The sequence below is a fragment of the Zemynaea arenosa genome (assembly GCF_004614185.1).
Classification (GTDB): domain Bacteria; phylum Pseudomonadota; class Gammaproteobacteria; order Burkholderiales; family Burkholderiaceae_D; genus Telluria; species Telluria arenosa.
Map to the genome: position 1 here is coordinate 16,863 of NZ_SPVF01000218.1, position 19,459 is coordinate 36,321.

The following is a 19,459-nucleotide window of genomic DNA, read 5'->3' on the forward strand; positions in this document are numbered from 1 at the left end:
GGGATTCGTCTGCAAAGGCGACATTATGACAGTCGAGTCTCGCCAAATTGTCCTAAAAACTTCTTAATCCCCCTCGCGGGAGGGCGAAACTCCGGAGCGATTCGGGTACGATGGAGAGTTACCGTTTTCGCATTGCCAGTTTTGCATCCGAGCCCTATGCCTGTTATCGACACCGCCCGCCCTGCCGACACCGAACGCCTGTTCGAGATCTGGGAGTCCTCCGTGCGCGCCACGCACCACTTCCTCACCGAAGACGACATCGCCCAGCTGGTGCCTTTGGTGCGCGGCGCGCTGGCGGAGTTCACGCCGATCCACGTGCTGCGCGACGGCGAGGGCCAGCCCTACGCATTCATGGGCGTGCATGAAGGGATGATCGAGATGCTGTTCGTGCACGATGCCTTCCGCGGCCGCGGTGCGGGTGCACAGCTGGTGCGGCACGCCATCGCACACCTGGACGCGCGCAAGGTCGACGTCAACGAACAGAACCCGCAGGCGCGCGGCTTCTATGAGCACATGGGCTTTGCCGCCTACGCGCGTTCGCCGCTCGACGGGGCGGGCCAGCCCTTCCCCATCGTGCACATGGAACTAAAAGCGGGTTAAGGGTTGTCCCACAGGTCGCCCGTGGGATTGATGCGCGGGGCGGCGAGGCCGAAGTGGCGGTAGGCCAGCGGGGTGGCGATGCGGCCGCGCGGGGTGCGCTGCAGGTAGCCTTGCTGGATCAGGAAGGGTTCGAGCACGTCCTCGATGGTGTCGGCTTCCTCGCCGATGGCCGCCGCCAGGTTGCCGATGCCGACCGGGCCACCGGAGAACTTGTGCAGCACGGCTTCCAGCAGCTTGCGGTCCATGAGGTCGAAGCCAACCCGGTCCACGTCCAGCATGGCCAGCGCGCGGTCGGCGATGTCCTTGGTGATGTCGCCGTTGCCCTTCACTTCCGCGTAGTCGCGCACGCGGCGCAGCAGGCGGTTGGCGATCCGCGGCGTGCCGCGCGAACGGTTGGCGACTTCGCGCGCGCCGTCTTCATGGATCGGGGCATTGAGCAGCGCCGCGCTGCGCATCACGATGCGTGACAACTCCTCGGCGTTGTAGAACTCCAGCCGCGCCACGATGCCGAAACGGTCGCGCAGCGGGTTGGTCAGCATGCCCGCGCGCGTGGTCGCGCCGACCAGCGTGAACGGCTGCAGGTCCAGCTTGACGGAACGCGCCGCCGGGCCCTCGCCGATCATGATGTCGATCTGGTAGTCCTCCAGCGCCGGGTACAGGATTTCTTCGACCACCGGCGACAGGCGGTGGATCTCGTCGATGAACAGGACGTCGTTCGGTTCGAGATTGGTGAGCAGCGCCGCGAGGTCGCCCGGGCGCTCCAGCACCGGCCCGGAGGTCTGGCGCAGGTTCACGCCCATTTCGCGCGCAATGATGTGCGCCAGCGTGGTCTTGCCCAGGCCCGGTGGCCCGAACAGCAGCACGTGATCCAGCGCTTCCTGGCGCTTGCGGGCGGCGGAGATGAAGATCTCCAGCTGGTCGCGGATCTTCTCCTGGCCGACGTACTCGTCCAGCAGTTTGGGGCGCAGCGCGCGTTCGATCGCCTCTTCGTTCGGCGACGAAGGCGCGGCGCTGACCACGCGCTGTTCGTTGAAGTCGTCGGTTTGAATGCTCATGGCTTAGCCTTTGGAGAGGGCCTTCAGCGCGAACTTGATGCCGTCGGAGACGGACGACCCGGCCGGCAGGTTCTTGATGGCGGCCAGCGCCTCCTTGTCCGAGTAGCCCAGCGCGGCCAGCGCGTTGAGGATGTCGGTTTGGGTGTCGTCGCGCGGCGCGCCGCCGACCACGCCGATGTCCGCGCCCAGTTTACCCTTCAGCTCGAGCAGCAGGCGCTCCGCAGTCTTCTTGCCGATGCCGGGAATCTTGACCAGGCGGCCGGCTTCCTGCAGCGTCACCGCCTGCGACAGGTCGGCCACGGTCATGCCGGACAGGATGGCCAGCGCGGTGCGCGCGCCGATGCCGCTGATCTTGATGAGCTGCCGGAACAGCGCGCGTTCGGACGGCGTGCCGAAGCCGAACAGCAGGTGCGCGTCCTCGCGCACGATCAGGTGCGTGTACAGCACGACTTTTTCGTTCGTGTGAGGCAGGTTGTAGTAGGTGGACATGGGGACGTCGACTTCGTAGCCGACGCCATTGCAGTCCACCAGCAGCTGCGGGGGCGCTTTTTCGAGCAGGATTCCGGAGAGGCGGCCGATCATGGGATCACAGGAGATTTAAACGAGGCGCCCGCGCTTCATGCGCAGGCCTTGCAGCTGGGGCGACACGGTGCCGATCAGCGCCAGCGCATCATGGCTGTTCGCGTGGCAGATTGCAACCCCGAGGGCGTCCGCCGCATCGGTGCCGGGCAGGCCGGGGAGCAGGAGCAGGCGCGAGACCATGTCCTGCACCTGCGCCTTGGCCGCCTTGCCGGTGCCGACCACCGCCTGCTTGATCTGGGTGGGCGAGTATTCGGCCACGTGCAGGTCCTGCCCCACCAGCGCGGTAATGGCGGCGCCGCGCGCCTGGCCGAGCAGCAAGGTCGAATGCGGATTGACGTTGACGAAGACCTTCTCGATCGCCGCGACCGTCGGCTGGTAGGTGCGTACCAGCTCCGTCACGCCATCGAGGATGATGCGCAGGCGCGGCGGAAGTTCGGTTTCGCCGGCGGTGGTCTTGATGGTGCCGGAAGCGAGGTAGCGCAGCTTGCTGCCCTGCTTTTCGATGACGCCAAAGCCGGTGGTGCGCAGGCCGGGGTCGATGCCGAGGATGATCATGCTTCAGATTCTACGTCGTTCCTGCCTCGGCTGGAACGACGCAGTGGGTTCAAACAGGATTAGTGGCGGAAGTGGCGCGTGCCGGTGTACAGCATGACCACGCCACGTTCGTCCGCCGCGTCGATCACTTCCTGGTCGCGCATCGAGCCGCCCGGCTGGATCACGCAGGTGGCACCGGCATCGACCACCACATCCAGGCCATCGCGGAACGGGAAGAACGCGTCCGACGCCACTGCGGAACCGGCCAGGGTCAGGCCCGCGTTCTGCGCCTTGATGGAGGCGATGCGCGCCGAGTCGATGCGGCTCATCTGGCCCGCGCCGACGCCCAGCGTCATGCCGCCCGCGCAGAACACGATGGCGTTCGACTTCACAAACTTGGCCACGCGCCAGGCGAAGATCAGGTCCTGCAGCTGCTGCTGGGTGGGCTGCTGTTTCGACACCACGCGCAGTTCACCGAGGCCGACCAGCTTCGCGTCCGGCGCCTGCACCAGCACGCCGCCGCCCACGCGCTTGAGGTCCTGCGGATTCTGGCCGTCGCCGAGCGCGATCTCCAGCAGGCGCACGTTCTGCTTGGCGGACATGATGGTGCGCGCTTCCGCCGTGAAGGAAGGCGCGATCAGCACTTCCACGAACAGCTTGGCCAGCGCCTCGGCCGCGCGGCCGTCCACTTCCACGTTGAAGGCGATGATGCCGCCGAAGGCCGAGGTCGGATCGGTCTTCAAGGCGCGGCTGTAGGCATCCAGCGCGTCCGCGCCGATCGCCACGCCGCACGGATTGGCGTGCTTGACGATCACGCAGCCGGCCGGCTGGCCCAGGCCACCGAGGGTCTTGACGCATTCCCAGGCCGCATCCGCATCGGCGATGTTGTTGTAGGAGAGCTCCTTGCCCTGCAGCTGCCGGTAGTTGGCCAGCGCACCGGGCACCGCGTTCAGGTCGCGGTAGAACGCGGCCGACTGGTGCGGATTCTCGCCGTAGCGCATGTCCTGCACCTTCTCGAAGGTCAGGTTCAGGGTCTGCGGGTAGGCGGCGCGGGTGGCGTGCTGCTTGTCCTCACCGAGGCTGGTGAGATAGTTGGTGATGGCGCCGTCGTACTGCGCGGTGTGCGCGAACACCTTCTTGGCCAGCATGAAGCGGGTGTCGTAGCCCAGGGTCCCCTGCTTCATCTGGTCCAGCACCAGCGCGTAGTCGGCCGGGTCGCACACCACCACCACGTCGCGGTGGTTCTTGGCGGCGGAGCGCAGCATGGTTGGGCCGCCGATGTCGATGTTCTCGATCGCGTCTTCCAGCGAGCACTGGTCCTTGGCCACGGTCTGCTGGAACGGGTACAGGTTCACCACCACCATGTCGATGGTCGGGATGTTGTGCTCTTCCAGCTTGGAGACGTGCTCCGGCAGGTCGCGGCGCGCCAGGATGCCGCCGTGGACCTTCGGATGCAGCGTCTTCACGCGGCCATCGAGCATCTCGGGGAAGCCGGTGTAGTCCGCGACTTCCGTCACCTGCACGCCGTTGTCGGCGAGGAGCTTGGCGGTGCCGCCGGTGGACAGGATGTTCACGCCCTGCAGCGCCAGCGCGCGCGCGAATTCCAGCACGCCGGTCTTGTCGGAGACGGAGATGAGAGCTTGTTTGATCATGGGGAGTGGCCTGAGAGTGGAGAATTCTGTGAGCGCAGGCCGCGCTCACCGCACGGACCACTGCGCGATAAAGCGTCTTACAGCAGTCCGTGTTCTTGCAGTTTCTTGCGCAAGGTATTCCGGTTAATGCCCAGCATCTGGGCCGCGTGCGACTGGTTGCCTTCGGCGCGCGACATGACGACTTCCAGGATCGGCTTCTCGACCGTCATGACCATCATGTCGTAGATGTTCGACGGTTGCTGTTCGCCCAGGTCGTTGAAGTAGTCTTCAAGGCTTTTCTGGACGACTTCCTGGATACTTTCTTTGCTCATGCTTGCTTCATCCGGCTGTGTTGATCTGCGCCGCTAGGCTGCCAGGGGTTCCTGCTGTGATTCTTCTTGTGCGGCGGGCGCGTATTGTAACCGCTCGCCGTACTGTTCCTGCGACGCGAAGAAGGCGTCCACCGCGGCCAGCTGCTCCGCGGTCGATTCGAGACGGTTCATCCGCTGGCGGAATTCCTCGCCGCCCGGCAGGTCCTCGACGTACCAGCCGATATGCTTGCGCGCCGTGCGCACGCCCAGGAATTCGCCGTAGAACGCATAGTGCGCGGGCAGGTGCTCGTTCATCAGGGCGCGCACCTCGGCCACCGTGGGCGCAGGCAGCAGCTCGCCGGTGCGCAGGTAGTGGTCGATCTCGCGGCAGATCCAGGGGCGGCCTTGCGCCGCGCGGCCGATCATCACGGCATCGGCCCCGGTGTAATCGAGGACGAACTTCGCTTTCTCGGGCGTGGCGATGTCGCCATTGGCCACCACGGGGATGCCCACGGCCTGCTTGACCGCGCGGATGGTGTCGTATTCGGCCTCGCCCTTGTAGCCGTCGGCGCGGGTGCGGCCGTGCAGCGTGAGCATGGCGATGCCCGCATCTTCGGCCAGGCGCGCGATGCGCAGCGCGTTTTTGTTCTCGCGGTTCCAGCCGGTGCGAAATTTCAGCGTGACCGGCACGTCGACCGCGCCGACCACCGCGTCCAGGATGCGCTTGACCAGGTCTTCATCCTGCAGCAGCGCGGAACCGCACCAGTTGTTGCAGACCTTTTTGACCGGGCAGCCCATGTTGATGTCGATGATCTGGGCGCCGCGCTCCACGTTGAATTTCGCGCATTCAGCCAGTTCCTGCGGCACCGCGCCGGCGATCTGGACGGCCTTCGGTTCCATCTCGCCATCGTGGTTGATGCGGCGCGAGGACTTCTCGCTGGCCCACACGCGCGGGTTGGACGCGGCCATCTCGGACACCGCATAGCCGGCGCCGAGCTGCTTGCACAGCTGGCGGAACGGCCGGTCCGTGACGCCGGCCATGGGCGCGACGAACACGTTATTGCGGAGCTGGTACGGTCCGATTTGCACGTTTTTTCAACAAGGGGATGCCGGGGAAGGCGGCTATTGTAGCCGAAGACCTGCCCAAAAACTAAGCACTAATTTGTAATGATGTTGTGCGTCCTTGCACGGCCGGGTGGAGTAGGCTTGCGCAAGAAGGAGATCACACGATGAGAGTTCCCTACGATACGGCGCAGCCGCAGCGGGCGGATATCGATGCCGCCGCGGGTGTGGTGGCGCTGGATTTTGGCACCAACTGGTGCGGCTATTGCCAGGCCAGCGCGCGGCCCATTGAAGAGGCGCTGGCCGCGCACCCGCAGGTCAAGCACATGAAGGTGGAGGATGGTCCGGGGCGGCCGCTGGGGCGGTCCTTCCGCATCAAGCTGTGGCCCACGGTGGTCGTGCTCAAGGACGGCACCGAGGTCGGGCGCGTGACGCGGCCCGGCGATCCGGACGAGCTGACGGTGCTGCTCAACCAGGCCGGGGCCTGACCGCGCGCCGTGCTTACGGCAGCTCGTCGCGCGCGAGGTCGGCGAGATGATCGATCTCGCCCCAGCTGGTCATCTCCAGCTTCCCGTCCCGCACGCGGAAGCGGTTGATGCTCGCATTCTTGATGGGGAAGCTGCGCGGGGTGGCCAGCTCCATCTGCTGCGCCTCGCGGTAGGCGCATTCCAGCACGCCACCGTGGGCAACCAGTGCGAGGCGCGCATCGGGATGGCGCGCCGCCCAATCCAGGATCGCCTCGATGCTGCGGTGGTAGAACATGCGGAAGCTTTCGGCCACGCGGCCGCCGTGCGGCATCACCGCGTCCACATTGCGCGCCTGCCAGGAGGCGAAGTCCTGCGGGTAGCGCTCTTCGATATCGGCGTACAGCAGGCCCTCGAAGGCGCCGTAGCCGCGCTCGCGCAGGCGTGGGTCGGTGTGCACCGGCAGCTTGTGATGGCGGGCGACGGCGTGCGCGGTGGCGTGGGCGCGCTGCAGGTCGCTGGCGACGATCAGGTCGAAATGTTCAGCGGCGAGCGCGCGGCCAAGGGCGTCCGCCTGGCGCTGGCCCGCGTCGTTGAGGGCGATATCGAGGTGGCCTTGCAGGCGGCGTTCGGCGTTCCACGACGTTTCGCCGTGGCGGATCAAAAGGATGTCAGTCATTCAGGTCAGGGCTGCTGGGCGGCGCGGGCGCGCACGGCTTCCAGCGTCTTGGGCAAACTGCGCTTGCTCATGGCGTCCACGATCCAGCCGAAGCCGAAGGGGACGTGGCCGGGGTCGGCGTACACGTAGTACTCGACCACGGTTTTCTGGGGGTCGGCGGGCAGTGGAGTCAAGTGCCAGTAGCCGGTGGTGTCGGCGATGCTGTCGCCCGGGGCCACGCCTTCCCACGGGACCTGCTTCCAGGCCAGGTGGCAGGTGGGTGGAGTCGTGGTGATCGTGGGCTCGAGCTGCAGGCGATATTTTTTGGTCTGGCCGAGCGGCAGGTCCAGGATCATGTTGACGGTGGCGCTGTCCGGCGTGGTCCTCAGGATCTCGGTACGGCCGACGCTGGGCATGAAGGACGGATAGGCCGCGTAGTCCTGGATGATGGCGCAGACTTTCGCGACCGGCGCAGCGACCAGGGTGCCGGCCAGGAAGGTTTTGCCGCGGGCGGCCTGCGTGGGCACTTCTTCGACGTGCACGCGGTCGAGCGAGAGCCTGGCAGGGTCGAGGTGGGGCTGCGCGGGCGCGGAGGCCGCAGTTGCGGCAGGCAGCGCAGCCACCAGCACGAACGCAGTAGCAAGGACGCGGCCGCCAGCGGGCGTGCGGAACCACAGCGGCGCGGCAGGCGCCCGGCGACTCACAACGGCGCAAGCGCCGCCGGTGGCCCGGGCCGACTGCAGCAGGGCCCTCATCAGCGCGTCAGTGTCGGCGCGACGGCCGGGTTGAGCGAATACACGCCGACGATCTGAGCTTCGTCGAGGATGTGCCCGCGGATCGCCAGGCGCGCTTCCTTGCCGGTGAACGTCCCCTCCAGCGGCAGGCGCGGAATGTCCAGCGCGTACAGCCGGAAGATATAGTGGTGGATCCGCTCGTCGTTCCACGGCGGGCACGGGCCGTCGTAGCCATAATAATTACCGGCCATGTCCGCATCGGTGGCGAACCAGCCGGTGTAGTCGTTGAGGCCGTGGCGCAGCTGGTGCTCGGTGCCGTTCTTGACGAGGAAGGGCACCTCCGGCCCCGGCTTGCCGCGCGGGGTGACCATGTCCGAGAACTGGCCCTCGGCCAGCGACTTGAGCGCAACCGGGATATCGACCAGGCTCCAGTGAAAGAACTCGGTGCGCGGCAGATCCTCCGCCACGCTGTGACCGACACGGTTGACGTCGTTGCCAACGCTCGGCACGTCCACGTCGATGCAGAACAGCACCAGCGACTCGGTACCCGCAGGCACGTCGTCCCAAGCCAGGTGCGGATTGCGGTTGTCCGAAAAGCGCACGTGCGTGTCCGGATCAATGACGGCAAAGGCGTTCTCCGGCGGGAGCAGGCCGCCGTCGCGAAAAGAATCACTCCACAGCTTCATTGTTTCGGTCTCCCCTTCCGGTTCTTGGACCGGATGCTGTTCTATGAGTTCCGTGTCTCATTGCGGCCCGGAGGGACCTGCAGCCAGAAAGTCACCGGGCCGTCATTGGTGAGGGACACTTGCATGTCCGCGCCAAATATACCAGTCTCGACCGCGCTGTGGCGCGTCCGGGCCCGTTCGACAAAGTAGTCAAACAGGCGTTTCCCCTCGGCGGGCGGGGCTGCCGGTGAGAACGACGGGCGGGTGCCGCTGTTGGTGTCGGCTGCCAGGGTGAACTGGGGCACCAGCAGCAGGCCGCCCTGGACGTCGGTGACGCTGCGGTTCATCTTGCCCGCCTCGTCCGAGAAGACGCGGTAGGCCAGCAGCTTGGTGAGCAGGGCGTCGGCCTCCTTCTCAGTGTCGTTGCGCTCGGCGCAGAGCAGCACCATCAGGCCGGGGCCGATGGTGCCCACGGTCGCGCCCGCCACGACCACGCTGGCGCCGGTGACGCGCTGAATCAGCCCGATCATGCGGTCAGCGTGACGCGCGCGAACTTGCGCTTGCCGACCTGGACCACCACGGTGCCCGCCTCGACCTTGAGGCCCTTGTCGCTCACGACGTCGCCGTCAATACGCACCCCGCCCTGGTCGACCATGCGCATGCCTTCCGAGGTCGAGGCGACCAGGTTGGCCTGCTTCAGCAGATTGGCGATGGCCAGCGGGGCGCCGGACAGGGCCACTTCGGGGATGTCGTCCGGAATGCCGCCCTTGGAGCGGTTGACGAAGTCGGCCAGCGCGTCGTCGGCCGCCTGGGCCGAGTGGAAGCGCGCCACGATCTCCTTGCCGAGGGCGACCTTGGCATCGCGCGGGTTGGCGCCGCCTTCGACCGCAGCCTTCAGCTGGGCGACCTCGTCCAGCGAGCGCCAGGACAGCAGCTCGTAATAACGCCACATCATGACGTCCGAGATGCTCATCACCTTGGCGAACATCGTGTTGGCCGGTTCCGTGATGCCGATGTAGTTGTTCTTGGACTTGGACATCTTTTCGACGCCGTCCAGGCCCTCCAGCAGCGGCATGGTCAGGATGCACTGCGGTTCCTGGCCGTAATCCTTCTGCAGCTCGCGGCCGACCAGCAGGTTGAACTTCTGGTCGGTGCCCCCCAGTTCCAGGTCCGACTTCAGGGCGACCGAATCGTAGCCCTGCATCAAAGGATAAAGGAACTCATGGACACTGATCGGTGTCCCAGCCTTGTAGCGCTTGGTGAAATCGTCGCGTTCCATCATGCGGGCGACCGTGTAGCGCGAGGCCAGCTGGATCATGCCGCGCGCGCCGAGGGCGTCGCACCATTCGGAGTTGTAGCGGATTTCGGTCTTCGACGGGTCCAGCACCAGCGACGCCTGCTTGAAGTAGGTCATCGCATTGGTCTCGATCTGCTCGCGGGTGAGCGGCGGGCGGGTGGTGTTGCGGCCGGACGGGTCGCCGATCATGGACGTGAAGTCGCCGATCAGGAAGATGACCTGGTGGCCCAGGTTCTGCAGCTGGCGCATCTTGTTCAGCACCACGGTGTGGCCCAGGTGCAGGTCGGGCGCGGTCGGGTCCAGGCCGAGTTTGATGCGCAGCGGAGTGCCCGTCTGCTCGGAACGGGCCAGTTTCTGGGCGAATTCGGCTTCGATCAGCAGCTCCTCGGCTCCGCGCTTGGCAATGGCCAGCGCCTCCCGCACGCGGTCGGACAGGGGGAGCTGAGGGGGAACCGCGGAATTGGAGGTCATAAGTTGCGCTTATCGGGTAATAACAGGGGAAAAGAAATTGTAGGACTAATCCGAGAGTGCGGTATAATTCTCGATCTCGTCAATATTGCCTAATGAAAACAAGTACTTAGAAGAATAAGAACACGAAAAAGAACACGACTCGTTGGATGTTCAAGCGGCAAATTTTAACTGATTGCATGAACCCTACCAAACAAAACACAGGCGTTAGCTGGTTCAGCCTGCTGGGGTCGACGCGCAAGGCACGGATCGTTTCCGCCTCTGCGATCGCTCTCGCGGCCTGTGCGTTCGGGGCGGCCGGGGTTGCGCCACTCGCACCCGACCCGGCTGATCTGCCTGTCAGATCCATCGCCCAGGAACTCCAGCTTCCCGACATCGCCGACCAGATCACGGCGCTCCAGAATACCGACCAGAGCTTCATTCACGAAGAACGCGTCCGCCCGGGCGACTCGCTGGCCTCCCTGCTCAACCGTCTCGACGTGGACGACCCGGACGCGGTCGCCTTTATCAAGGCGGACAAGCTGGCCCGCGGCGTGATGCAGCTGAAGACCGGCAAGCGCGTGCAGGCCCAGACCGATGCCGACGGCACCCTGCAGTGGCTGCGCGCCACCGTGGTCGAAGGCAAGGACACGCTCAAGAACATCACCATCACCCGCCAGAACGGCAAGTTGGTCGCGCAGGAAGCGCCAGTGCAGCTGGAACGCCGCATCGAGATGCGGGCGCGCGAGATCAGCTCGTCGCTGTACGCGGCGACCGATGCGGATGTCGACGGCGGCCGGATGCCGGACCAGATCACGGCCCAGCTGATCGAGATGTTCTCGACCAACATCGACTTCCGTTCCGACCTCAAGCGCGGCGACCATTTCAACGTGGTGTACGAGACCTTCTGGCAAGACGGCGAGCTGGTGAAGACCGGCCGCATCCTGGCGGGCGAGTTCACGAACCGCGGCGTGACCTACCAGTCGGTGTGGTTCGACGACCCGGTCACGCACCAGGGCGGCTACTACAGCTTCGACGGCAAGGCGCTCAAGAAGGCCTTCCTGAAGTCGCCGCTGGAGTTCTCGCGGATTTCGTCGGGCTTCTCGATGCGCGTGCACCCGGTGCTCGGCGAATGGAAGCAGCATAAGGGCATCGACTTCGCCGCGGCGCTCGGAACGCCGATCCGCGCCTCGGGCGATGGCACGGTGGATTTCCAGGGGGTGTCCAGCGGCTACGGCAACATGGTCGTGCTCAAGCACTGGAACAACTACTCGACCGCCTATGCGCACATGAGCCGGTTTGCGCCGGGCGTGCGGCGCGGCACCAAGGTGCACCAGGGCGACATCATCGGCTATGTCGGCGCGACCGGCTGGGCGACGGGTCCGCACCTGCACTACGAGTTCCGCATTGGCGGGACGGCGGTCAACCCGGCCACCGTCAACGTGGCCCAGCAGGCGCCGCTGTCGCCGGCCGAGCTGCAGCGCTTCCGCATGGTGTCCGCCGACATGCTGCACCGCTTCGACCTGCTGCGCCCGATCAACGCCCCGCGTGTCGCGCTGCGCTGAGCCGCAGAGCTGTCCCGAAAAGCCGCCTCCGGGCGGCTTTTTCTTTGCCTCCACCCGGGGACGTACCCCGCCCCCACACCAGGGACGTACCCCGGACTAGAGCTGTAGGAATGCGCTCAACAAATAAGATCCGGAAGACGGCGACATAATCGATTCCGCCGCTGATTCAATGAGTTAGCCGGAGCATGATAATCCGCGCCATTTCGCGAAAATGGGGACGTACCCCGCTCTGGGAGAAGGGTACGTCCCCGGTGGGGGAGGCGGGCTGAGCGGGGCGGTTGCGGGTATGATGGCGGAATGGACTCGACTCTCTATATCGGACTGATGTCCGGCACCAGCATGGATGGCGTGGATGGCGTGCTGGCGGATTTCGCCAACGGACAGATCCGCACGATCGCGTCGGCCTTCGTGCCCTTTGCGCCCGACCTGCGGCAGGATTTGATGCTGCTGCAGGCCGCCAGCCCGAACGAAATCGAACGCGAGGCGCTGGCGGCGAACGCGCTGGCGCGGGTGTACGCGCAGTGCGTGGATGAGCTGCGGCCGCATGCGGGCGGACCGATTGCGGCGGTCTGCGCGCACGGGCAGACCATCCGGCATCGCCCGGAACTGGGCTTCACGCGCCAGACCAACAACCCGGCCCTGCTGGCCGAGCTCACCGGCATCGATGTGATCGCTGACTTCCGCACCCGCGACGTGGCCGCCGGCGGCCAGGGCGCGCCGCTGGTGCCGGCCTTCCACCAGGCCCAGTTCGGCAAGCCGGGCGCGACGCGGGTGGTGGTGAACATCGGCGGGATCGGCAACATCAGCGTGCTGCGCCCGGACGGCCGCGTGACAGGCTTTGACACCGGCCCCGGCAACGTGCTGATGGACTTGTGGATCGCCCGCCACCTGGGCAAGGCGTACGATGAGGACGGCGCCTGGGGCGCCACCGGCACCGCGGACGCGCAGCTCCTCAACATCCTGCTGGACGAACCCTACTTCCAGCAGCCGCCTCCGAAGAGCACCGGCCGCGACCTGTTCCACGCCGACTGGCTGGATGCGCGCCTGGCCCGCCGCCCCGGCCTGGCGCCGGCGGACGTGCAAGCCACCCTCACCCGCCTGACGGCCGTGACGATCGCGCGTGCTATCGAACAGGAAACAATCGAACAGGACAGAAAAGAAGCGCAGGCGGTCTACGTCTGCGGCGGCGGCGCCTACAACGGACTGCTGCTAAAAGAGATGGCGCAAGCGCTCGGCGGCAAGATTCCGGTCGGCTCCACGCAGGACCTGGGCGTGGCGCCCCACCGCGTCGAAGCCCTCGCCTTCGCCTGGCTCGGCCACCAGTTCCACAAACGACAAGCGGGCAATCTGCCCGCTGTCACTGGTGCGCAGGGCCCCAGGATCCTGGGCGCCCTGTATCCGGCCTGAGCGGCCGGCCCTACCGAATTACGCCGAGAACGACGACCCGCAGCCGCACGTCGACTGCGCGTTCGGGTTCTTGATCACGAACTGCGCGCCTTCGAGGTCGTCCTTGTAGTCGATCTCCGCGCCGACCAGGTACTGGTAGCTCATGGAGTCGATCAGCAGCTGGACGCCGTTCTTGACCATGGTGGTGTCATCTTCGTTGACGATCTCGTCGAAGGTGAACCCGTACTGGAAGCCCGAGCAGCCGCCGCCCTGCACGAACACGCGCAGCTTCAGGTCCGGATTGCCTTCTTCGTCGATCAGCTGGGCCACTTTGTCGGCCGCGGCATCGGTAAAGTTGATCGGTGCCGGCATTTCAGCGACTGCATTCATGGGGTAACTCCTGGAGAATTCGGTTTGACCGTGATTATAGACTGTTGGCGCGAAACACGCTCTGGCGGACGCTCTGCGGGTCGCCCGGCTTGTCGCCGGATGCCACAGACAGGTGAAACTCCGGCTCGCCCGGCTCCTCATGGGTCAGCTTGCCGGTGACCGTGGCGCCGCCGTGCATTTCCAGCGTGTGGTAGTGCACGTCTCCCATGATGCGGCCATGCGGCTGCAATTCAAGAATATCCGTACAGAAAACAGGGCCTTCGATCACGCCGCTGACCACCAGGTTGGCGCAGCGGACCTCGCCCACGATGCGCGCCTGCTCCGACACGATCAGCACGTTGTCCGCCCCCTGCTGGGCCAGCACATTGCCGAGCACTTCGCCATCGACCCGCAAGCCGCCCGTGAACACCACATCGCCGCGGACCCGCGCCGTAGGACCGACCAGGCTGTCTATTTCGTTTTTTGCACTCCGACCAAACATGATGGGCACCCCTTCACAGTAACCGTGCGTTCGACGCGCGCGGCACCGGGCGAGGGCCCGGTCACGCGCACGGCCAAGGACTTGAGGGTGACGCCAGCGGGCAGCGCCAGCACGGTCTCGACGTGACGGGCGCCTTGCACTGGGCCTTGCGGAAACGGCAGGGCGACCGGCTTGCCGCCCTGCTCGCCATGGGCCAGCAGTTCGAGCACACCGGCCGCGTCCGCTTTGGCGGCCACCAGCAAGCTGACGTGGACGCGGTCCGGCGCGGCCAGCTCGGCCTCGGCGTGGGGAATGTACGGTCCCTTGCCGGGAAGCTGGCTCACCAGTGCGGCCATGTCTTCAAGCAATTTACCGTTTTGATCCTGCAGGGATTTGATCTGGATCGACTGTTGCTGTGTGGTTTTTGCATCAGTCGCCAACTGATCGCGCTCAAGCTGAACACGATGCAGGTCAGTTTGCAGCGCGGTGAGCTGAACTTTCGGGTCGGCGGTGGTGTCGGACGGGCGCGTCAGCTGGAGGATGCGCCCGCCCAGGTCGATGCCCCACACCAGCAGGCAGCCGGCCAGAATGAACGCCAAGGTGATCAGGCCCGAGCGGACCGCGATCGACAGCAGCCGCCCCTGGCCGACCCAGCGGATCTTCATGTGTCAAGGCAGGAGCGCAATCTGCTGCAGGCCGGTGGTTTCGTCGAGTCCGAACATCAGGTTCATACACTGCACGGCCTGGCCGGAGGCGCCCTTCACCAGGTTGTCCTGCACCACCAGGATCACCAGCATATTGCCGTTGCCCGGACGGTGCAGCGCCAGGCGCAGCATGTTGGAGCCGCGCGTGGAGCGGGTTTCCGGGTGCGAGCCGAACGGCATCACGTCGACGAAGGCCGAGCCCGCGTATTCCTTTTCGAACAGGGCCTGCAGGTCTTCGTTCGCGATGTCGCTGGTCAGGCGCGCGTACAGGGTCGAGTGCATGCCGCGGATCATCGGCACCAGGTGCGGGGTGAACACCAGGCTGACCGGGCTGTCGGTGTAGCGCTGCAGCTGGGCGCTGGTTTCCGGGGTGTGGCGGTGGCCGGACACGCCGTAGGCCTTGAAGTTGTCGCTCGCTTCCGAGAACAGGGTGCCGATCTCCGCCTTGCGGCCGGCGCCGGACACGCCGGACTTGCTGTCGGCGATCAGGGACGTGGTGTCGATGAGTTTGGCCTTCAGCAGCGGATAGAAGCCCAGCTGCATCGTGGTCGGGTAACAGCCCGGATTGGCGATCAGGCGCGCGCCCTTGATCTGCTCACGGTTGAGTTCGACGAGGCCGTAGACGGCTTCGTCCAGCAGTTCCGGGCAGGTGTGCGGGATCTTGTACCACTTCTCGAACACGTCCTTGTCCTTGATGCGGAAGTCGGCCGCCAGGTCGATCACCTTGACGCCGGCCGCCAGCAGCGCGGGCGCCTGGGCCATGGCCACGCCGTGCGGGGTAGCAAAGAACACCACGTCGCACTTGGTCAGGTCGACATTGTCGGGCGCCGAAAACGCCAAGTTCACGCGGCCGCGCAGCGAAGGGAACATGTCCGCGACGGGCAGGCCGTCTTCCTTGCGGGAGGTGATCGCGGTGAGCTGCACGTCCGGATGCACTGCCAGCAAGCGCAGCAACTCCACGCCTGTGTAACCCGTCCCGCCGACGATGCCAACCTTGATCATGTCCTGTGTTCCTTAGTGAAAGATGAGAAGGGCGGGACAAGCCCGCTGCCCGAGGGGCGTATTTTAGACAAATTGCCCAACCTCTGCCGGACGATGTCCGCTGAACAAATAAAAAAGCCGCCCGAAGGCGGCTTTTGCTGGCAGCAGGAAACGATTAACGCTTCGAGAACTGCTTCGCGCGGCGGGCTTTACGCAGGCCGACCTTCTTACGCTCGACTTCACGTGCGTCGCGGGTGACGAAACCGGCACGTGCCAGGTCGCCCTTGAGGCCTGCGTCATAGTCGATCAGCGCACGGGTGATGCCGTGGCGCACTGCACCTGCCTGGCCGGACTCGCCGCCGCCGTGCACGTTGACCTTGATGTCGAAACGCTCGACGTTGCCGGTCAGTTCCAGCGGTTGACGGATGACCATCAGGCCGGTTTCGCGGGAGAAGTATTCCGCGGCCGGTTTGCCGTTCACGATGATCTGGCCGGTGCCGGCCTTGATGAACACGCGAGCCACTGCGCTCTTGCGGCGGCCGGTGCCGTAGTTGTAGTTACCGATCATGTTCGCCCCTTACAGTTCGAGTGCTTTAGGTTGCTGCGCGGAGTGCGGATGGGTACCGTCTGCGTACACCTTCAGCTTCTTGATCATCGCGTAGCCCAGCGGACCCTTCGGCAGCATGCCTTTGACGGCCTTTTCCAGGGCACGGCCCGGGAAGCGCTGCTGCATCTTCGTGAAGTTGGTCTCGTAGATGCCGCCCGGATAGCCGGAGTGACGGTAGTAGGTCTTGTTCAGAGCCTTGGTGCCGGTCACGCGCAGCTTGCCTGCGTTGACGACGATGATGAAATCGCCGGTATCGACGTGCGGAGTGAACTCGGGTTTGTGCTTGCCGCGAAGACGGAGTGCCACTTCGCTGGCGACACGCCCGAGGACTTTGTCCGTCGCGTCAATCACGTACCATTCGCGCTGGACTTCATGTCCCTTGGCGGAAAAAGTTTTCATGATGACTTCCAAATAAGTTATCGCTCACATGGCGGTTCCGCAGCCGTTACCTGCGGACTCAACCTTATTGTCTTTCCCTGAGCGCACGGAAAGCCGACAATCATAACCCACGGCCGAGCCTTGCGTCAACCCGCACCGTGAGTCGCCCGCCACACGAAAAGTTCCCGCGCACGACTGAGGCGCCTCAATCGCGCCGCCCTGCACCCTCCTACGCTCGCTGGATCGTCCAACACGAAGGGAGGGTGTCATGAAAGGTTTTCCCCGCGAAGTCCCCCACAGCACCGGCGTGCCGATGATCATCGACGAGAGCCGCCTGCTGCTGGTGTTCAACCAGTCCCCCAACCAGGATGCGCTGCAAAAAACCCTCAGCGGCCTCGGCTTGGCGCTGGAAAGCGACATCATCGAGCGCGCCGTCCCTGGCGAGTCGATCAACCACACGCCAACCCGCTTCTGGGTGCAATCGCGCCAGCCGATCGACGATGCCCAGTTCGAGCGCATCGACGCCTCCCTGCGCGAACTCGGGCTGGCCTACCTGGGCCCGGTCTACCGCATGGCGGGCGAACGCGGCCGCCGTGCCCTGCAGTCGCTGCTGCCGTCCACCGTGCTGGTGCGGCTGCGCCTGCGCCAGCCGGGCGTGGCCGAGCTGCCGCCGGCACTCACCGCCCTGCCCGCCAACGGCTCGGCCACCCCGCAGCTGCAGGAGGATCCGGAAAAATCGCGCTACCTGAACGGCCTGCGCTACTTCAACATCATGAACGTGCGCGAAGTGAACGCCTTCCAAGCGCGCCCCCAGATCGAGCAGGTGCCGGGCGTGGCGGGGGTCGAGTTTGAAACCATGCCGCTGGTGCGTCCGACCGCCGTCGCGCCGACCGACACCCTGTTCCCGCAGCAGTGGGACATGGCGCGCATCGGCGCGGGCGGCGCGGGCACCACCGGCTGGGACCTGTCCAGCGGCGCCGGCGTCACCGTCTGCGTGCTCGATGAAGGCTGCGACCTGACCCACCCGGACCTGGCCTTCGCCGGCAACGGCATCAACCTGGGCTCGATGGGCGGCGACGGTTCGCCCACCGGCAACCACGGCACCGCCTGCGCGGGCATCGTGGCCGCCACCTTCAACAATGGGCTGGGCGTGTCCGGCGTGGCCGGCGGCGCGCGCATCCTGCCGGTGGCGTTCCAGAACTGGACCGACGTGGAAGTGGCCGCGGGCATCAACTGGGCCAGCAGCCACGGCGCCCAGATCATCAGCATGAGCTTCGGGAACAACGGCTGGAACCATAACATCATCGACCCGGCCATCACCAATGCCTTCAACAACAATGTCCTGATGTGCGCGGCCACGCACAACTTCAACAGCAGCATCACCTATCCGGCCACCAACCCGAACATCATGGCGATCGGCGCGTCGGACGAGATCGACAACCGCAAGTCGCCCACCAGCCCGGACGGCGAAACCTGGTGGGGTTCGGACTTCGGCCCCGAGATCTCCGTGGTGGCGCCGGGCGTGCACATCCCGACCACCGACCGCCAGGGCAGCGCCGGCTACAACACCAGCACCGCAGGCGACTACTTCCTGACCTTCAACGGCACCTCCGCGGCCACACCGCACGTGGCCGGGATGGCGGCGCTGATCCTCAGCCTGTACCCGGGCATGACCGCCACGCAGGTGCGCAACCTGATCGAGCGCACCGCGCAGAAGGTCGGTACCACCGCATATGCCCTGACCGCGGGCCGCAACAACGGCAGCTGGAACCAGGAGATGGGCTACGGCCGCATCAACGTGTTCCGCGCGCTGGACCAGGCTGACATCATGGTGCGCGATGCGCCCGGCGACACTGGCCTGGAGCCGTTCACCGGCGGCGACTTCTGGGACTTCTCGGACGTGGTGGTGCGCATCTTCGACGACAACGTGTTCGTGCCGAGCGACCCGCTGCAGTCGAAGAACGTGGAGCGCGGCCAAGCCAACACCATCTACGTGCGCGTGACCAACAACGGCCCGCGCGAGGCACGCAATGTGACCGTCAACGCGCGCATCACGCCGTACGTGGGCCTGCAGTTCATCTATCCGCAGGACTGGAACACCGTGGACGCCAACCACGTGATGCCCACGCCCCTGACAGCCACCTTCGCCAGCATCGCCCCCGGCACCACGGCGATGGCCAAGTTCCGCATCGAGGCGACCCAGACCGAAAGCCTGTACGGCTGGGTGAGCGGCCACAACTGGCACCCCTGCCTGCTGGTGGCGGTCAACGCGGACAACGACTACGCCTTCTCCACCGCGCTGCTGGGCGCCGGCGACGCCACGCCCCAGCGCAACAATCTGGCCCAGCGCAACCTGTCGGTGATCGACGTGCTGGCCGGTGCCGCGGTCGCCTTCCCGTTCGTGGCGGGCAGCCGCTACAGCGCGGACCGGCTGATCGGCCTGACCATCGACCGCTCGCGGCTGCCGGCGCACATGCCGCTGCTGCTGTCGCTCGATGAAGACGGCAGCGCCTTCCCGCTGGTCGACTTCACGCCGACCGAGGCGCAAACCCAGGACACCCAGCAAAGCTGCGGCGACCGCTCGGTCACCTTCCTTGAAAAAACCAAGGTGCGCATGCCCTTCGGCTGCTGCATGGGGACCATGACGTTCGAAAAAGGCTCCAAGTTCGAATGCCATACGGCCGGGCAGCTGGGCAAGGTGACGGTGATGGGTGGCGATGTGATCGTGCGGGATGGGAAGCGCTACGTCGACATCAAGGAGCCGCTGGTGCGGATGACGATCGAGAAGGCGCCGAACGCCATCTACCCGCTGGCGCTGCGCACCACGGTGCCGGGCACGGCGCAAAGCGGTGACCAGTTCATGGTCAGCGCCTCGCAGCAGAACGCGCAGGGCGACACGGTAGGGGGCGCCGGGACGGTCTGGGTCGTCCATTGACGGTCGCCGATTG

Annotated in this window: 22 protein-coding genes; 5 read left to right on the forward strand and 17 right to left on the reverse strand. The window is 65.7% G+C overall.

Annotated elements, in window-relative coordinates; genetic code table 11:
* Nucleotides 1-156: 156 nt before the first annotated feature.
* On the forward strand, nucleotides 157-600 hold the full coding sequence (locus tag E4L96_RS16745; protein ID WP_135208353.1) for an acetyltransferase: 444 nt from the start codon (nucleotides 157-159) through the stop codon (nucleotides 598-600).
* Here E4L96_RS16745 and ruvB read toward each other — a convergent pair.
* From ruvB to dusB, 6 genes are all read right to left on the reverse strand, one after another.
* Entirely contained in the window at nucleotides 597-1,655 is a 1,059-nt protein-coding gene (gene ruvB, locus E4L96_RS16750; protein ID WP_135208354.1) for a Holliday junction branch migration DNA helicase RuvB, read from the reverse strand. The genes E4L96_RS16745 and ruvB overlap by 4 nt on opposite strands.
* Before the next feature lie 3 nt (nucleotides 1,656-1,658).
* Nucleotides 1,659-2,237: a Holliday junction branch migration protein RuvA gene (ruvA, locus tag E4L96_RS16755; protein WP_135208355.1), complete on the reverse strand. Its 579-nt coding sequence runs from the start codon at nucleotides 2,235-2,237 to the stop codon at nucleotides 1,659-1,661.
* Between the two features lie 15 nt (nucleotides 2,238-2,252).
* Nucleotides 2,253-2,792, reverse strand: coding sequence for a crossover junction endodeoxyribonuclease RuvC (gene ruvC / locus E4L96_RS16760; protein ID WP_135208356.1), 540 nt, complete (start codon nucleotides 2,790-2,792; stop codon nucleotides 2,253-2,255).
* Between the two features lie 59 nt (nucleotides 2,793-2,851).
* Nucleotides 2,852-4,423: a bifunctional phosphoribosylaminoimidazolecarboxamide formyltransferase/IMP cyclohydrolase gene (purH, locus tag E4L96_RS16765; protein ID WP_135208357.1), complete on the reverse strand. Its 1,572-nt coding sequence runs from the start codon at nucleotides 4,421-4,423 to the stop codon at nucleotides 2,852-2,854.
* A 77-nt stretch (nucleotides 4,424-4,500) separates the two neighbouring features.
* Nucleotides 4,501-4,734, reverse strand: coding sequence for a helix-turn-helix domain-containing protein (locus E4L96_RS16770; RefSeq protein ID WP_135208358.1), 234 nt, complete (start codon nucleotides 4,732-4,734; stop codon nucleotides 4,501-4,503).
* A gap of 33 nt (nucleotides 4,735-4,767) precedes the next feature.
* The gene (gene dusB, locus E4L96_RS16775) at nucleotides 4,768-5,802 is read right to left on the reverse strand and encodes a tRNA dihydrouridine synthase DusB (protein ID WP_135208359.1); all 1,035 of its coding nucleotides are present in this window, start codon (nucleotides 5,800-5,802) and stop codon (nucleotides 4,768-4,770) included.
* Nucleotides 5,803-5,942: 140 nt separating this feature from the next.
* Here dusB and E4L96_RS16780 point away from each other — a divergent pair, with 140 nt between their 5' ends.
* On the forward strand, nucleotides 5,943-6,263 hold the full coding sequence (locus E4L96_RS16780) for a thioredoxin family protein (protein ID WP_135208360.1): 321 nt from the start codon (nucleotides 5,943-5,945) through the stop codon (nucleotides 6,261-6,263).
* Between the two features lie 13 nt (nucleotides 6,264-6,276).
* Here the strand turns inward: E4L96_RS16780 and E4L96_RS16785 are convergent, their stop codons facing one another.
* From E4L96_RS16785 to tyrS, 5 genes are read right to left on the reverse strand one after another with little or no spacing between them, the layout of a single operon-like run.
* Nucleotides 6,277-6,918 carry a histidine phosphatase family protein gene (locus E4L96_RS16785; RefSeq protein ID WP_135208361.1) on the reverse strand — a complete coding sequence of 214 codons (642 nt, stop codon included), beginning with the start codon at nucleotides 6,916-6,918 and terminating at the stop codon, nucleotides 6,277-6,279.
* Between the two features lie 5 nt (nucleotides 6,919-6,923).
* Nucleotides 6,924-7,652, reverse strand: coding sequence for an SRPBCC family protein (locus E4L96_RS16790; protein WP_135208362.1), 729 nt, complete (start codon nucleotides 7,650-7,652; stop codon nucleotides 6,924-6,926).
* Nucleotides 7,652-8,317 carry a YbhB/YbcL family Raf kinase inhibitor-like protein gene (locus E4L96_RS16795; protein ID WP_135208363.1) on the reverse strand — a complete coding sequence of 222 codons (666 nt, stop codon included), beginning with the start codon at nucleotides 8,315-8,317 and terminating at the stop codon, nucleotides 7,652-7,654. Before E4L96_RS16795 ends, E4L96_RS16790 begins: the two co-directional genes overlap by 1 nt.
* A 41-nt stretch (nucleotides 8,318-8,358) precedes the next feature.
* Nucleotides 8,359-8,826, reverse strand: coding sequence for a D-aminoacyl-tRNA deacylase (dtd, locus tag E4L96_RS16800; RefSeq protein WP_135208364.1), 468 nt, complete (start codon nucleotides 8,824-8,826; stop codon nucleotides 8,359-8,361).
* Nucleotides 8,823-10,064 carry a tyrosine--tRNA ligase gene (gene tyrS / locus E4L96_RS16805; RefSeq protein ID WP_135208365.1) on the reverse strand — a complete coding sequence of 414 codons (1,242 nt, stop codon included), beginning with the start codon at nucleotides 10,062-10,064 and terminating at the stop codon, nucleotides 8,823-8,825. The genes dtd and tyrS overlap by 4 nt, the downstream gene beginning before the upstream one ends.
* A gap of 176 nt (nucleotides 10,065-10,240) precedes the next feature.
* Between tyrS and E4L96_RS16810 the strand changes: the two genes are divergently transcribed.
* Complete coding sequence (locus tag E4L96_RS16810) at nucleotides 10,241-11,605, forward strand: M23 family metallopeptidase (protein WP_135208366.1); 1,365 nt, start codon at nucleotides 10,241-10,243, stop codon at nucleotides 11,603-11,605.
* Between the two features lie 297 nt (nucleotides 11,606-11,902).
* Complete coding sequence (locus E4L96_RS16815) at nucleotides 11,903-13,012, forward strand: anhydro-N-acetylmuramic acid kinase (RefSeq protein ID WP_135208367.1); 1,110 nt, start codon at nucleotides 11,903-11,905, stop codon at nucleotides 13,010-13,012.
* An 18-nt stretch (nucleotides 13,013-13,030) separates the two neighbouring features.
* Here E4L96_RS16815 and erpA read toward each other — a convergent pair whose 3' ends face one another.
* The 6 genes from erpA to rplM all read right to left on the reverse strand — a co-directional run bounded on the left by erpA (nucleotide 13,031) and on the right by rplM (nucleotide 16,532).
* On the reverse strand, nucleotides 13,031-13,381 hold the full coding sequence (gene erpA / locus E4L96_RS16820; RefSeq protein ID WP_135208368.1) for an iron-sulfur cluster insertion protein ErpA: 351 nt from the start codon (nucleotides 13,379-13,381) through the stop codon (nucleotides 13,031-13,033).
* Between the two features lie 34 nt (nucleotides 13,382-13,415).
* A complete protein-coding gene (locus tag E4L96_RS16825; RefSeq protein WP_135208369.1) occupies nucleotides 13,416-13,862 on the reverse strand; it encodes a bactofilin family protein in 447 nt (148 codons plus the stop codon).
* A complete protein-coding gene (locus E4L96_RS16830; RefSeq protein WP_135208370.1) occupies nucleotides 13,832-14,506 on the reverse strand; it encodes a hypothetical protein in 675 nt (224 codons plus the stop codon). Before E4L96_RS16830 ends, E4L96_RS16825 begins: the two co-directional genes overlap by 31 nt.
* Before the next feature lie 3 nt (nucleotides 14,507-14,509).
* Complete coding sequence (gene argC / locus E4L96_RS16835; RefSeq protein WP_135208371.1) at nucleotides 14,510-15,547, reverse strand: N-acetyl-gamma-glutamyl-phosphate reductase; 1,038 nt, start codon at nucleotides 15,545-15,547, stop codon at nucleotides 14,510-14,512.
* A gap of 154 nt (nucleotides 15,548-15,701) precedes the next feature.
* Complete coding sequence (rpsI, locus tag E4L96_RS16840) at nucleotides 15,702-16,094, reverse strand: 30S ribosomal protein S9 (protein WP_028102305.1); 393 nt, start codon at nucleotides 16,092-16,094, stop codon at nucleotides 15,702-15,704.
* 9 nt (nucleotides 16,095-16,103) lie between these two features.
* Entirely contained in the window at nucleotides 16,104-16,532 is a 429-nt protein-coding gene (gene rplM, locus E4L96_RS16845; RefSeq protein WP_135208372.1) for a 50S ribosomal protein L13, read from the reverse strand.
* 247 nt (nucleotides 16,533-16,779) lie between these two features.
* Between rplM and E4L96_RS16850 the strand changes: the two genes are divergently transcribed.
* Nucleotides 16,780-19,446 carry a S8 family peptidase gene (locus E4L96_RS16850; RefSeq protein WP_135208373.1) on the forward strand — a complete coding sequence of 889 codons (2,667 nt, stop codon included), beginning with the start codon at nucleotides 16,780-16,782 and terminating at the stop codon, nucleotides 19,444-19,446.
* The last annotated feature ends 13 nt before the right edge of the window (nucleotides 19,447-19,459 follow it).